Annotated in this window: 11 protein-coding genes; 4 read left to right on the plus strand and 7 right to left on the minus strand. The window is 37.5% G+C overall.

Annotated elements, in window-relative coordinates; translation table 11 throughout:
* Positions 1–259: 259 nt before the first annotated feature.
* Positions 260–901, minus strand: coding sequence for a GNAT family N-acetyltransferase (locus FFX44_RS09610; RefSeq protein WP_289980412.1), 642 nt, complete (start codon positions 899–901; stop codon positions 260–262).
* A 289-nt stretch (positions 902–1,190) separates the two neighbouring features.
* On the opposite strand from FFX44_RS09610, the gene efp reads away from it, so the two are divergent.
* On the plus strand, positions 1,191–1,748 hold the full coding sequence (gene efp, locus FFX44_RS09615) for an elongation factor P (RefSeq protein WP_289980413.1): 558 nt from the start codon (positions 1,191–1,193) through the stop codon (positions 1,746–1,748).
* 168 nt (positions 1,749–1,916) lie between these two features.
* Here efp and FFX44_RS09620 read toward each other — a convergent pair whose 3' ends face one another.
* The 3 genes from FFX44_RS09620 to FFX44_RS09630 form a co-directional block, all read right to left on the minus strand.
* Positions 1,917–3,476 (minus strand): bifunctional metallophosphatase/5'-nucleotidase, encoded by a 1,560-nt coding sequence (locus FFX44_RS09620; protein WP_289980415.1) that lies wholly within the window; start codon positions 3,474–3,476, stop codon positions 1,917–1,919.
* Between the two features lie 142 nt (positions 3,477–3,618).
* Positions 3,619–4,458: a MurR/RpiR family transcriptional regulator gene (locus tag FFX44_RS09625; protein WP_289980417.1), complete on the minus strand. Its 840-nt coding sequence runs from the start codon at positions 4,456–4,458 to the stop codon at positions 3,619–3,621.
* 54 nt (positions 4,459–4,512) lie between these two features.
* Complete coding sequence (locus FFX44_RS09630; protein ID WP_289980419.1) at positions 4,513–6,414, minus strand: fructose-specific PTS transporter subunit EIIC; 1,902 nt, start codon at positions 6,412–6,414, stop codon at positions 4,513–4,515.
* A 180-nt stretch (positions 6,415–6,594) separates the two neighbouring features.
* Here FFX44_RS09630 and FFX44_RS09635 point away from each other — a divergent pair, with 180 nt between their 5' ends.
* The 3 genes from FFX44_RS09635 (at position 6,595) to FFX44_RS09645 (ending at position 9,909) form a co-directional block, all read left to right on the plus strand.
* Complete coding sequence (locus FFX44_RS09635; RefSeq protein WP_289980421.1) at positions 6,595–7,272, plus strand: ribose-5-phosphate isomerase A; 678 nt, start codon at positions 6,595–6,597, stop codon at positions 7,270–7,272.
* 2 nt (positions 7,273–7,274) lie between these two features.
* Positions 7,275–8,255: a Gfo/Idh/MocA family oxidoreductase gene (locus FFX44_RS09640; protein WP_289980423.1), complete on the plus strand. Its 981-nt coding sequence runs from the start codon at positions 7,275–7,277 to the stop codon at positions 8,253–8,255.
* Between the two features lie 238 nt (positions 8,256–8,493).
* The gene (locus FFX44_RS09645) at positions 8,494–9,909 is read left to right on the plus strand and encodes an FAD-dependent oxidoreductase (RefSeq protein ID WP_289980426.1); all 1,416 of its coding nucleotides are present in this window, start codon (positions 8,494–8,496) and stop codon (positions 9,907–9,909) included.
* 207 nt (positions 9,910–10,116) lie between these two features.
* Here the strand turns inward: FFX44_RS09645 and FFX44_RS09650 are convergent, their stop codons facing one another.
* Genes FFX44_RS09650 through FFX44_RS09660 form a run of 3 tightly spaced genes read right to left on the minus strand, consistent with a single transcriptional unit; the run spans position 10,117 to position 13,420 of the window.
* Positions 10,117–10,692 carry an NADPH-dependent FMN reductase gene (locus FFX44_RS09650; RefSeq protein ID WP_289980430.1) on the minus strand — a complete coding sequence of 192 codons (576 nt, stop codon included), beginning with the start codon at positions 10,690–10,692 and terminating at the stop codon, positions 10,117–10,119.
* Positions 10,693–10,704: 12 nt separating this feature from the next.
* Positions 10,705–11,889, minus strand: a complete 1,185-nt coding sequence (locus FFX44_RS09655; RefSeq protein WP_289980432.1) for an MFS transporter — start codon at positions 11,887–11,889, stop codon at positions 10,705–10,707.
* Between the two features lie 19 nt (positions 11,890–11,908).
* Positions 11,909–13,420, minus strand: a complete 1,512-nt coding sequence (locus FFX44_RS09660; RefSeq protein ID WP_289980433.1) for an FAD-dependent oxidoreductase — start codon at positions 13,418–13,420, stop codon at positions 11,909–11,911.
* Positions 13,421–13,422: the final 2 nt, after the last annotated feature.

A 13,422-nucleotide genomic window follows, 5' to 3' on the forward strand; every position in this document is an offset into this window, starting at 1 on the left:
ATGGATTAACTCCAGTCGAATATCGTAAACAGTATCTAGCTAACAATTAAAATAAACATGTCCAACTTTTTTAAGGCAGTACAAAGTCGGGAAAATTTGAGTACTAACTCGAAATTACGAACATAGCGAGTACTTTGCTACGAGTAATTTGAAGTTAGGCGGAGAATTTTGACTTGTGGAACACGTTTAATCAGAGTCTGACACAAGTTGAGAAAATTTGAGCACTAACCAAAATTACGAACATATTAACCTAGTCCTTCTATATAGTAATACTACCTTCATACAAATAATATATTTCAGGATTTTTATGCGGCGTTCCATCTTCGTCTTTCCAGAAAAAGTTTTTTTGATTGACTCGCTGTAAACCCTTGTGATCATAAAATTTAAAATTAGATGAATTATCGGTAAACAAGTAAAAGTTGTTTACACCCAATCTTTGAAGATAATCATAAAAATGTTTGTACAGCTTTCCTCCAATGCCCAATCCTTGATACCCCTCCTTAACAATCAATAGATTAAGTGCTCCGCCATACTTCTTCCCACTTAACGCTAGTAATTCCTCATCAATATTCATCGTTTCCATATATTGTGCAAAAATATAATTTTTATCTTCGAATCCAGCTAACTGTAACAATGATTTTAATTGTCGTCTCTGCCAAACATATTGCAGTCTTGACCATTGTTCATGACTTGTGGCGACTATGCCCACAATCTTACTATTGATTACTGCCACAAAAACATCATCTGCCCCGACCAGTAAATCGCATAAGAAGAATTCCGCCATAGGCTTGACCAAAGGCTTTTCAATCCATTCACGGTAATCCCATGTCTCTATAACCATTTCCAAGACTTCTTGATAATCAGCATCTTCCATTTTTCTATAAATAATTTTCTCTCTCATCTTTATACTCTCGACTTCCTGGGTATTTAAACCAATTTTCTATCCTCTATCGTACCGTAAAGTTCTCGAAAGACAAAATACTTGCTGCTTTATTTACAATATTCCTATTTTACTGTCCATTTCTTCAATGTTCCATCATTCTTTATGTTATACTGAAAGTTGAACATAAAAAAATAATTGGTGGAAATAATAATGACTCATCGTGGTTTCGCTCTATCACTCGCACCACCCCTTGCTTAGTTAGCAATTTATAGATTTATAATACAAAAAATAAAAAGGGGTTACACAAATGATTGAAGCAATTGAATTAAAAGTTGGAATGATTTTTGAAAAAAATGGTAAACTCATCAAGGTACTCGAAACTAACCATCACAAACCTGGCAAGGGTAATACAGTTATGCAGATGAAGCTGAACGATATTCGTTCCGGCTCAATTGTTCAGACTACTATGCGTCCTACAGAAAAAGTTGACCTAGCAATCGTTGATAAGAAGAAGGCTCAATTCTTATATAAGCAAGATGATATCATCTTCTTTATGGATCTAGACACATATGAACAATATGAACTACCCGCTCAACTAATTGAAGCAGAAAGTAAGTATTTAATTCCCGACTTACAAGTTCAACTAAACTTTTGCAATAATGAATTAATCGGAATTGATTTACCAACAACTGTTGAAATGACAGTTACTGAAACCGAACCAACTATTAAGGGTGCTACGGCTGCTAGTGGCGGAAAACCTGCAACAATGGACACAGGACTTATTGTCGTTGTTCCCGATTTTATCAAAAATGGTGAAAAATTAGTTATCAACACTGGAAATGGAACCTATAAGCAGAGAGCTTAGAACTTATTGTCCGTTGTTTTCCATTTACTATAATCTGTTACCTTCAAGGACTTGAATATAAAAAAAGACTTAATCGAAACATACTGACCCCCAAAAGTTAGACATAAAATCTAACTTTTGGGGGTCAGTATGTTATAGGAGTTCTTTTAGTACAAAACAAAAAGGTTTTTATTTGATTATTTTCAAATTATTAGGTTGAACTGCTTTAAACTCTTTGTGCTCCCTTAGGTATTTAGCAATCAGCTTTGGCATATCATCATCACACACACGAATACTCTTATCCATATTAAACATCGGATATTCACCACCACCAACAGCTCGATACTGACTAATCGCGACATCAATCTTATCAGTGTCTTTAAGCACCTGCTTATGGTACATAACTCTAACAACTCGCTGCCCCAGTGGTTTGGTTAAATCAAAAGTGTAATCTATTCCTGAATAATAATCGTAATTATACAGCTGGACTTTAGATACATTACAACTACTTGCCATACTGATTGAACCATCTGCATGAAGTTCAAAAAAGCTGGCACACCGCTCCAGAGCTGCTCTCAAATCGGCACCACTAATTCGTTCAACTACTAATGTATTGGGATAGATATAGTTGTTCAAGATATCCCTGACAGTAATTTGTGCATCATAACCTTTGACCTCATCATTAAATAGTGCAGAACCGGCAACATCTGTCCCAGTAGCATCCATCTGGATATGATTGATTAAGTCTAAATATGCGTGTCCATGCAGCCTTGCATTCAGATGATTATGAATATGCATGTTCCCATTGACAGTTGCTACTGGTATATCCAGCCAATCTTCAATACTGTGTCTCCAGTCCATTAAAATTGCTTCTAGTTCTTGATTTACCGGTTGGTCACTTGTATTAAGAAGTTCTGCGCTTGAGCCGATTATCGCTTTATTGTCATCTAATTCTATTGAAATCTGTCCTACATTTTCGGCACGGTATCCAGGTTGAGTAGTCGGAACTCCATTAACAAGTTGTGCTATTTTTCTGTGTTGGTGTCCAGTTACTAGGGCATCGATACCTGGTACTTCGCAAAGCAGTGCATACCCCTCGTTTTCACCCGTTAATTCTTCAGTTAGTCTGCCACTACCAAGGTCTTTTTCAAAACCACCATGATAAGCAACCACTACCACATCTGCTTGCTTTTTTAAAATCGGAACATATTTTTTTGCCGCTGTAAGAGCAGAACTAAAAGTAATTCTATCAATATTTTCTGCCTTTTCCCAGTGTGGTACATACTGCGTGGTCAATCCTAAAATCGCAATTTTGATACCCGCCTTTTCAATTATTCGATATGGCTGATCAATAATTTTTTGCGCCATCTCTCCACTAATATTTGCACCTAAAATCGGATACTTTTTATTTTTCCAGGTTTCTTCAATGTACGATATTCCATAATCAAATTCGTGGTTCCCTAAAACACCTGCATCTGCATCCAGAAAATTAGTCATCATACAAAAGTCCTGATTATATTTTTTTGTTTTCCTTGTGCGGTAAGTATAATCGGTCATAGGAGAACCCTCTAAGAAATCGCCATTTTCGATGTATATGACAACCTCATCGCTAGCAGCTGTCTCCTTGATTGTCTTAATAACCTGTGCAGCCTTCAAATAACCAAATGGATGATAGTCTGTTCTACTGCTAAAATTAGTTGGAAAAATATAACCATGTACATCGCTTGTCGAGAGAATCTTAACCTTCATATGTTTAAACCATCTTCTTTCGCAATCTTCTTAAAAAACAAATTAATTAAAACATCTATAAAAAATATAACTTTTTAACTAATATTTTCAAGAAACAAAACAAAAATACCTTTAATAGTTTAATTCAATAGACACTTCATTTTTAGACCTTCGTATCTGAAATGATAGTCTCATGATCCATAATCTTGCTTAGTCGTTCTCGATTCTCAGCGATCAACAGTAGAAAAATCGTCTCCACAACGGTCATTGCTGCAACTCGCGAAAAATAATACTCCGATTGCAAAACCCTCTGTCTAACTGCCGTATGCAAATGATAGTCTGCTTCTAGGGCAATTGGTGAATCACTGCGGTTAGTAATTGCTATTATTTTCATTCCTCGTTTCTTTGCCACATCAATTTGTTTTAATAATGATTTAGATTCACCAGAATTGGAGATAACCATTAGCACATCCCTATCTGTTAGATTAAGAGTCTGCCCGATTGAAGTCTGCCATGATTCCGAACAAATTGATAAAATACCAATCTGATTAAAGCGATAAGCTGCATCCGCAACAACAGGAAACGTATTACCCTCTGCCGCAATCTGTAAAATATGTGCATTTTGAATTAATCCCATAATTTTTTTTATCGTTGGCGTGGTTACACTATTCAAAGTATTAGTAATCTCAGCATTTTTATTATCACTAATGTTAGCGATTGCTTGTTGAATATTATCAATATTAATAACTTTGTAGTAACTAGATTCATCATCGGAGACTTTCGCTAATTTAATCTTCAATTGATGAAAACCAGACAACTGCAAATTCTTACAAAATCTTGAAACAGAGGCTTCACTGACAACTGCCTTAGCTGCAAGTTCCGAAATTGTATAATTTACCGCATCTCCAGGATTTTTTAAAATAACCTGTGCAATTTTTTTGTCGGTCTGGGTCATAGCACGCAAGTTACTATATATTGTATCAACTACATTTTCGCTACTCATTAATCTCAGTCCTCCAAACAACTGTGTAAAATAGAATCAATTACATAATATCATTTATTCTTCGATGAGCGCTATCTTTTTTGGCTTCCAAACACCATAAATTGTTCCGGCTACAACTGATCCGATTATTAAAGCTAATACAAAATACAAAGGATTGTGCATCAATAAAACAACCCATAAGCCGCCATGAGGAGCTGGTACACTAACCTTCCATAATTGAGCCAGTCCACCACCAATTACAGAACCGATGATACAAGAACCGATTACTCGTAACGGATCAGCAATCGCAAATGGAATTGCTCCTTCGGTAATAAATGAAATTCCTAAGACATAGTTACTGATTCCAGCTTTACGTTCATCTTCCGTAAACTTATTTTTCCAAATTGTTGTTGCAATTGCGATTGCTAAAGGTGGAATCATCCCCCCAACCATTACGGATGCCATCATACTGCCATCACCAGTCGCTGTTAATACACCAATTGCAGTCGTATATGCCGCTTTATTCACTGGGCCGCCCAAGTCAACTGCCTGCATTCCACCAAGAATTGCTCCAAGCAAGATTGCATTTGCGGTTCCCATAGTTGTCAAAAAATGAACTAAGAACAGATTAACTACTGAGAAAATCGGATCAATTACAAAGAACATTAATGTTCCAATGATAAATAATCCTAATACAGGAAAGATAATCATTGGTTTTAATCCGTCTAATGATTTCGGTAATTTAATAAATATCTTCTTCAACAACAAAATCAAATAGCCTGCGATGAATCCTGCAATAATCCCACCAATAAATCCGGCACTACCACTTGACTTAACAATACTTGCACTCGCTTGCGTTGCCATATAGCCACCGACAAAACCTGGCATCATGGCTGGACGATCACCAATTGAAAATGCAATAAATCCGGCTAAGATCGGAATTAAGAAACTAAATGCATTTGTTCCAAGTGAGTTCAAGAATATAAAAGCAGTTGAAGTCTTCCCTAATGATTGCTCTAACAAAAATGAAATTGCCATTAAGATTCCACCACCAACAACAAAGGGCAGCATATTCGAAATTCCACTCATTAAATCTTGATAAACATGATGCCAAATTCCACCTTGCTTATTATCTTCACTTGAAGAGCTATTTCCACCCGCAACTTCAAACGTAGCAAGATTCCCAGCCAACACACGCTGAATAAGTTCATCAGGTTTCTTAATACCATCAATTACAGCAGTCTGTAGAACTTTCTTCCCAGCAAAGCGCTCCACTTCAACTTTTTTATCTGCCGCAACAATTACGCCTACAGCATTAGCAATCTCATCTGTACTTAAGCGATGCTTGACTCCCTCTGACCCATTTGTCTCAACTCTCATCCTAACATTCATTTTTTTACCAGCATCAAGTAATGCTGACTCTGCCATATATGTGTGCGCAATTCCAGTTGGGCAAGCAGTTACAGCAACAATTAAAGGTAAATCTTGAATCTCAGGCTGTTGTATCTCATTTGATTCCTTTTTGTCACTAGCTGCTTTGAATAATTGCTGAACTTCCGTTGGTGTTTTTGCTTTCTTTAAATCTGTAATCAGATTAGCATCCAACAATAATGATGATAATCCCGCCAGAGCTTGCAAATGAACATCATTAGCATTAGCTGGAGCAGCAATCATGAAGAACAAATGAACCGGTTTTCCATCAAGTGCATCGTAATCAATTCCCTGTTCGCTTTTCGCAAATAAAACAGCAGCTGCGTTTACCGCCTTATTTCTAGCATGAGGCATTGCAATTCCATCACCAATTCCCGTCGTTGCTTCCTCTTCGCGCTTGAAAATATCTTGTTCAAAAAGCTTTTTATCATTAACTAAACCATTTGCAAAAAATGAGTTAACCATTTCATGCAATGCATCTTCCTTAGTTTTTGCTTTTAAATCCATAATCATGATGTCTTTTTTCAGTATGTTTAATACATCCATTTTGAAAACCTCTTTCCCTTTTTTTTATTTAGTGAAAATAATTACAATCAAAATGTAACCGCTTTTTAGAAAAAAGTCAACATCTAATTTAAAGTGTTGACAAATAAATTTTCATGTAATACTATGTTCTTGTAAATTAATTTCATAAATATTTATTTTCTGAAAAAAATTTAAAAAGAGGTGATTAAGTTGCCACCGATAGTCAAAGAAGCGCTTGCACTTATCAAGCCAAACATGAGTATCAGCCTAGGTGGTGGAAGTAATGTTTCTCATCTTGCTTCTGCGCTGGCTGCAAAGCCTGATTTAAATCTAACAATTTATACTCCATCTGAGCTCACAAGAAATTATTGCAAGTCACTTGGAATAAGAATTACGAGCAACGTTGGTATCAAGCATATTGATCTGGCTTTTGATGGATGCGATTCATTGGACACAGATCTTAATGCTCTAAAAAGCAATGGCGGTATTCATTTATTTGAGAAAATCAATGCTGAATTAGCTGATGAATATATCATCTTGGCCCCCCACCAAAGGGTAACAAAATTACTCAATCCTGCAGTACCACTCACACTTGAAATAGTTGATATTACAAGTTCCGCCGTGTTGCAGCGACTTGAAGAATTAAATCTAAAAGGCAGTATTAGGCTGGCAAAAGACATTGCAGGCTATGCAAGAACACCCTTAGGGAACCTCTTAATAGACTGCTACGCAAGTGATTGGCATAATATCTCGCAAGTTAACGCTATTCTCGCACAACTAAATGGAGTCGTTGCCACATCTTTCTTTGAGAATCTGGTAACACTTGGTTTAACTTTTGATGAAACTGGAAAAATATATGAATTTAGGAAGGAAGATTAATTATGACAAAATATAATTGGGGTATGATTGGTACCGGCTGGATCGCACATGAAATGGCTGACGCATTGAATGATGTTAACGGTGAGGTCTATGCCGTTGCTGATGTCAACAAGGAGATGCTGGAAAAATTTGCATCAGAGAAACACATCAAAAAAACATATACTGATGCAGATGAGATGATTAACAACCCTGACATTGATGTGATCTACATTGCCACACCGCACACATATCATTATCAATATATCAAAGCTGCTCTAGAAGCTGGCAAACACGTATTTTGCGAAAAAGCAATCACTGTTAATGCCAAACAATTTGATGAAGTTGAGGCTTTAGCAAAAGAAAAAGGCTTGATTTTAACAGAAGGACTCACCTTGTATCACATGCCTGTCTTCGATCAGGTAAAAGAAATTATTGCTGCTGGCAAATTAGGTGATATCAAATTAGTACAAGTTAATTTCGGTAGCTTGAAAGACTATGATCCAAAAAATCGTTTCTTCAACAAAGATCTTGCAGGTGGCGCCTTATTAGATATTGGCGGTTATGCAACTGCATTTGCAAGAACCTTTTTGGCAAGTCAACCAAACACAACATTAACAACAGTTAAATTCTTCGAAACTGGCGTTGATGAACAATCTGGTATTATTTTGAAAAATGATCAAGAACAACTCGCAGTGATGGCATTATCCATGCGTGCGAAACAGCCAAAGCGTGGGGTTGTTTCTGGAACAAAGGGCTACGTTGAAATCAACAATTACCCTCGTGCAACAAGTGCTGAAGTCACATATACCGAGGATGCACACGAACAAGCCAATGAAACTTTGACAGCTGGTGATGATACACAAGCTTTACGTTACGAAGTTCGTGATATGCAACGCTATATTGATAATGGTCACGATGATGGTCAACTTGCAATTTCACGCGATGTTGCTCACATTCTGGACAGTGTCCGCAATGCTTGGGGAATGAAGTATCCATTTGATTAATCAATGTAAGCTATACTTTGAACACTGAAAAAAGTAGTCTAATTCGCTAAAATTTGAGTACTAACTCGAAATTACGAACATAGCAGGCACTTTGCTATGAGTAATTCGAAGTTAGACGGAGAATTTTGACTTATGAAACACGTTTATTCTTACTAAATATAGGAGAACTGGTTTAAAAATTTAACTTTGAACCAGCTCTTTTTTAATAAGCTTTTTGATTTGACAATAAAATATTAACATGTTAAATTGTTCCCAGAAATTGGGGGTAATTAGTGTGAAGAAAAAAATTATTATTGTCGGTGCCTCTCATGGTGGACATCAGTCTATTCTTGAACTGCTTAGCCGCTATGACGATGTTGACATTACTTTGTTCGAAACGGGAGACTTTATTTCGTTTATGTCCTGTGGCATGGAATTATACTTGGAAAATAGTGTAACCAACGTCGAGGCAGTCCGCAATTTCAGGCCTGAAAGTTTTCCACAGAAAAACGTTCACATTTTGAACAACCACCAAGTCACTAAGATTAATAGCGATCAAAAAACTGTTTCTGTTACTGATTTAGAAAATGGCAAGAGTACTGAAGAATCATATGACAAACTGATTCTCAGTTCAGGTGTGAATCCTAAATCTTTACCAATACCTGGTAAAGACCTAGAAAATGTTTATTTGATGCGTGGTTATGATTGGGCAACAAAAATAAAAGCCAAATTAGAAGATCCAAGCGTTAAGAACATTACCGTTATTGGTGCTGGTTACATTGGCATTGAAGCCGCTGAAGCTGCTGTCAAAGCTGGGAAACATGTAAATCTTTTAGATGTTATTGATCGCCCTTTAGGAACTTATCTTGATTCTGAATTAACAGATGTCATCAGTGAGCACCTAGCAGAAAAGGGTGTTGAGGTTCATACTGGAGTTAAAATTTCAGAATATAGTGGTCAAGGCAATCAGGTTCAAGCGGTCAAAAGCGACCAAGGTAATTTCCCAAGCGATGTAGTCATTCAAGCTGCTGGCGTTCAGCCAAATACTGCTTGGTTAAAAGGAACTGTTGATCTTGATGCTCGTGGTTGGATTAAAAATGATAAGTACCTCAGGACAAATCTTCCCGATGTATATGCCATTGGGGATGCCACATTAGCATATTCAGTCGCTGCAAATAAAAAAATTCCGGTAGCGCTTGCCACCGTTGCTCGTCGTGAGGCTCGTTACTTAGTGAAACATCTTTTTGAGAAAACTCCATCCGTTCCCTTTGCAGGAATAGTTGGTTCATCAGCCTTAAGTGTTTTCGATTATCATTTTGCTCAGAGTGGCTTAAATAGCTTCACTGCTGAGCGTGCAGGTGTTAAAATAGCTAGTTCTTTCTATGAAGATACTCTCCGTCCAAGCTATGTCCCAGAAAATAAAGTAAATCCGAAAGTTTACGTAAAACTTTTCTTCGATCCCGAAAACCATCGTCTTCTCGGTGGTGCGGTCTTATCAACATATGATATAACTGCTCAAGGAAATGTTTTAGCCCTTGCTATTTCGCAACAACTAAAAGTAGAAGATTTGGCTGAAGCTGACTTCTTCTTCCAACCAGGTTTTGATCGTCAATGGAGTTTACTCAACTTAGCTGCTCAACATGCATTAGGCGAAGTAGAATTCACAAAAAAGTAATTTATATTTAATCGAACAAAAAGATCTTCCTAAATTATGAGACTTAATTCTGATAATTTAAGAAGGTCTTTTTTTATTAACAACAAACAATGACTTAAAATATCACAGATACCTGCAAGAAACTGAATAAATCAATGAAAGAAAAAATTTCCATGTAGTTCTCTGAACTAAGCACTATTTATGGTAATTTGCGGTTATATTTTACTGTTAAACTTCACGAACAAGTTTTAAATTTTCGCGGTTATCAGCAACAAAGTGTAAATAATGCGTGAAGCACTCTTCTAGAAAAGAGATGGTTTTGGCATTTGTCAATTGGGACTGATCATCAAATTGCTGTTTAGCATTGCTCAATAAGAATTCATAACCCGGCATAACAAAGGCATTAACACCAGGAGAATTTAGAATTTGACGGAGGTTATCTTGCGCGCGTGCTGTCCCCTGGAAACCTAAAGAAGCCCCAACAACCATTACTGGCTGAGTAGTGAACGGATGTGTGGCTGCTGATAACCATTCAATTGTGCTTTTAAGTGCAGCTGTAATTGCATGATCATATTCGGGTGTAGCAATAATGATTCCATCCGCAGCAGTGAGCTGATCACTCAAAGTATAGACACTGCTTGGAACATCTGCTAGTCCAGTTTCGTTAAATAAGGGTATCTCGTCTATTTCAGCCACAGTGATAGTGGCATCGGTAATGAAGTGGTGCTGCATATATTCTAAGAGCATCCGGTTATATGAAGTTGGAGCATTAGTTCCCACTAAACCTACTAAGTTAAGTACCATTTAGAATTCCTCCTATTCCTGATTAAACTTGTGGCTTTTCTTGTCAACTACGGTATAAATAGCCATAATAACGGTTAAGATAGCGAATCCCCAACTGCACAGCATTAAGACAAAGTAAGGCTGATCATTGCCAAATAAGTTAGCAACACCATTAACTAAGGTTGGTGATAGGAAAGCACCTAAGTTAATTCCTACTAAGATAATAGAAGTTGATAAATTTGCAGAGTTAGCTGGAGCGATTTGTGCTACGCGATAAAAAGCCTGTGGAAAAACCCAACCAAAGAAAACTCCGCAAATGATAACACCAATCGTAACGACCAGAACACTAGTAGCTGTAGCAACAATCATAAAACCTATTGAAATTCCTAGTAAAGCAATTGGTAAAATAAAGTTACCGATAAATTTACTAATCTTACCAAATGGCATGCTAGCAAACATCGAAGCAGCTCCCATTCCTGCCAAAATACTTGAAGCAATTGCAGGAGTAGTAATGTGCTGTGCCGTCACAAAACTCGCTAACTTAATCGTCATCATCATGAACATTCCAAAAATGGCAAGCATTAATAATGCAAGCATAAAAACATGGACATTAGTCGATTGTTTCGGTACGTTTGTCTTCTCATTTGTCTGGTGATCAGTCGGAATCTTAACAAAAAAGCCAAACATTAGTAAAGGAATCATTGCAATTAGGTAACCTGCAAAGGCAGTCTTCCAGCCAGCAAGAACGAGAATCCCTAACAGTAAACCAAAGCCTGCATTTCCTAAATTTTGTGATGTATTTTGATAACCCAACATGTCGGCTAGTTCTTGTTTTTTATAAAAACGGTACATTAAGCTAACGGCAAAGGGATTAAAGAGACCAATTCCTAAACCCATAATAAAGCGGCCAATTACAATAACCATGTAATTGGTAACGAAAACAGGAGTTAACCCGCCGATTAAGTACATTACCAAACCACTCATGATAGTCCGTTTAATTCCAAATTTTTGGGCAATCATAGTTGAAAACATAATCATTAGTAACACACCTAAGTTAGGCAGAGTTGAAATCATTTCAACTTGCGCGGTAGTTTGCTGTGTAAATGTATTTTCCATTAATGGGATAGCAACCGCTATTGATGGCGCGGTCATTGATAAAATCGAAAGCGAAAGCACTGATAGTTTAAATAACCAACCGTGTGATTTAGCATTTTCCATGAGTTAAAACCTTCCTAACCTAGTTTTTAATTAATTTATTATTTTTAGTTTTAATATATTCACTAGCACTTGTACCAGCAATTCGTCCAGATGTCCAAGTAAAACCAGAAGCCAAGCCTTCATAGGCAGGGTAGCAGTGACCTTGATAATAACCACCAGCATTAGCGCCACCCGTATAGAGACCAGGAATAGATTTGAACTTGTCATCTAGAACACTTAGATTGGTATCAACACGAACACCACCAACCGTACCTAAGTAAGCAACTTGGGCAGAAAAAGCATAGAAAGGTCCTTGTTCTACTGAATAGACGAGTGAGCGACCAGATTTTGCAAAATCAGTATCGACACGATTTTTCACATTGTGATTGTACGCAGCAACTGCCTGAGTTAAAGTAGCTGAATCCATATTTGCAGCAGCAGCTAATTCAACTAAAGTATTACCCTTAAAGGCTGTCCCAGCGGTAACGGATTCATTGGCAAGTTTGGTGAAATCACCGGGCTCAGTCCCAGCCCCTGGACCGGCTTGCGAGATTTCGAGTTGACCCCCGGTTTTAGTGAAATCATCAAGGGTTGCTTGGTCAACCACAAAATAGTACTTACCACCAACAGAGTATCCTGCATTGGCCCACTCAACAGTATCGTAAACTACATCCTCATTAGTAAAGCGCTCACCTTTGGAACTTACCCAAAACAATGGCGTTAATAATAATTGAGTTAACGCAGAGTTGGAAAAGCCAGCTAAATGTTTCTTTGAAGTTTGTTGAGTAACTTTGGATTTAGCTAATTGGGCGGCATGAATCAAGGCAGTCCCATCAATGTTGACCCCACCTGCAGCAACGATTGCCTTAAGTCCTTCGCCATTATTAGGTACTCCTAATTGCCGCAAATTACGAGTATGCATTGTTTTAGCAACTAAGTCACTATCACCACCAAATCCACCCGTTGCGATAATTGTTGCCTGTGCCTCAACATCAATGACCTCGCCATTAACAGTGGTTGCCTTAATCCCAATAACTTGACCAGTGCTGTCTTGTTTAATAGCCTGCATAGTGACATTAAATTCGAATTTGACACCTTCGTCAACTAGAGTTTGCTGAATACGTTCATAACTACCAGTTTTATCTTGATACATATGATAAACACCACCCTGATAGTCACTGTTACGATGAGCAAATTGTGTTGTATCAGCAGTTGCATTTAATTTAATATGCATCCCCATTTTCTCAATCCACGCTAAAGTATCAGCTGCTGAAGTAACAATTTTATGAATTAGCGGTCCATTGGAAATGTTATGGTTATAACTAGTCAACTGTCGAATAGCCTCAGTTTTGGACATGACCATCCCGCGTTCGCGCTGTTCTTTGGAGTCAATAGCGAAGAAGCCACTCGAGATTTTAGTATTCCCACCAATTTGAGGCTGCTTTTCTAGAACTAAGACCTGTAACCCATGCTCAGCGGCAGCATGGGCGGCGGCTAAACCAGTTCCGCCAGCACCAGCTACAACAACATCAGTTTTAATTAATTTGCTCATAA

This window comes from Lactobacillus sp. UCMA15818 (assembly GCF_030400225.1).
Lineage (GTDB): Bacteria > Bacillota > Bacilli > Lactobacillales > Lactobacillaceae > Liquorilactobacillus.

Bases quoted from the DNA above. Each gene is read 5' to 3' on its own strand.
- FFX44_RS09610 (WP_289980412.1), bottom strand. From the start codon at position 901: ATGAGAGAGAAAATTATTTATAGAAAAATGGAAGATGCTGATTATCAA.
- efp (WP_289980413.1), top strand. From the start codon at position 1,191: ATGATTGAAGCAATTGAATTAAAAGTTGGAATGATTTTTGAAAAAAAT.
- FFX44_RS09620 (WP_289980415.1), bottom strand. From the start codon at position 3,476: ATGAAGGTTAAGATTCTCTCGACAAGCGATGTACATGGTTATATTTTT.
- FFX44_RS09625 (WP_289980417.1), bottom strand. From the start codon at position 4,458: ATGAGTAGCGAAAATGTAGTTGATACAATATATAGTAACTTGCGTGCT.
- FFX44_RS09630 (WP_289980419.1), bottom strand. From the start codon at position 6,414: ATGGATGTATTAAACATACTGAAAAAAGACATCATGATTATGGATTTA.
- FFX44_RS09640 (WP_289980423.1), top strand. From the start codon at position 7,275: ATGACAAAATATAATTGGGGTATGATTGGTACCGGCTGGATCGCACAT.
- FFX44_RS09645 (WP_289980426.1), top strand. From the start codon at position 8,494: ATGTTAAATTGTTCCCAGAAATTGGGGGTAATTAGTGTGAAGAAAAAA.
- FFX44_RS09650 (WP_289980430.1), bottom strand. From the start codon at position 10,692: ATGGTACTTAACTTAGTAGGTTTAGTGGGAACTAATGCTCCAACTTCA.
- FFX44_RS09655 (WP_289980432.1), bottom strand. From the start codon at position 11,889: ATGGAAAATGCTAAATCACACGGTTGGTTATTTAAACTATCAGTGCTT.
- FFX44_RS09660 (WP_289980433.1), bottom strand. From the start codon at position 13,420: ATGAGCAAATTAATTAAAACTGATGTTGTTGTAGCTGGTGCTGGCGGA.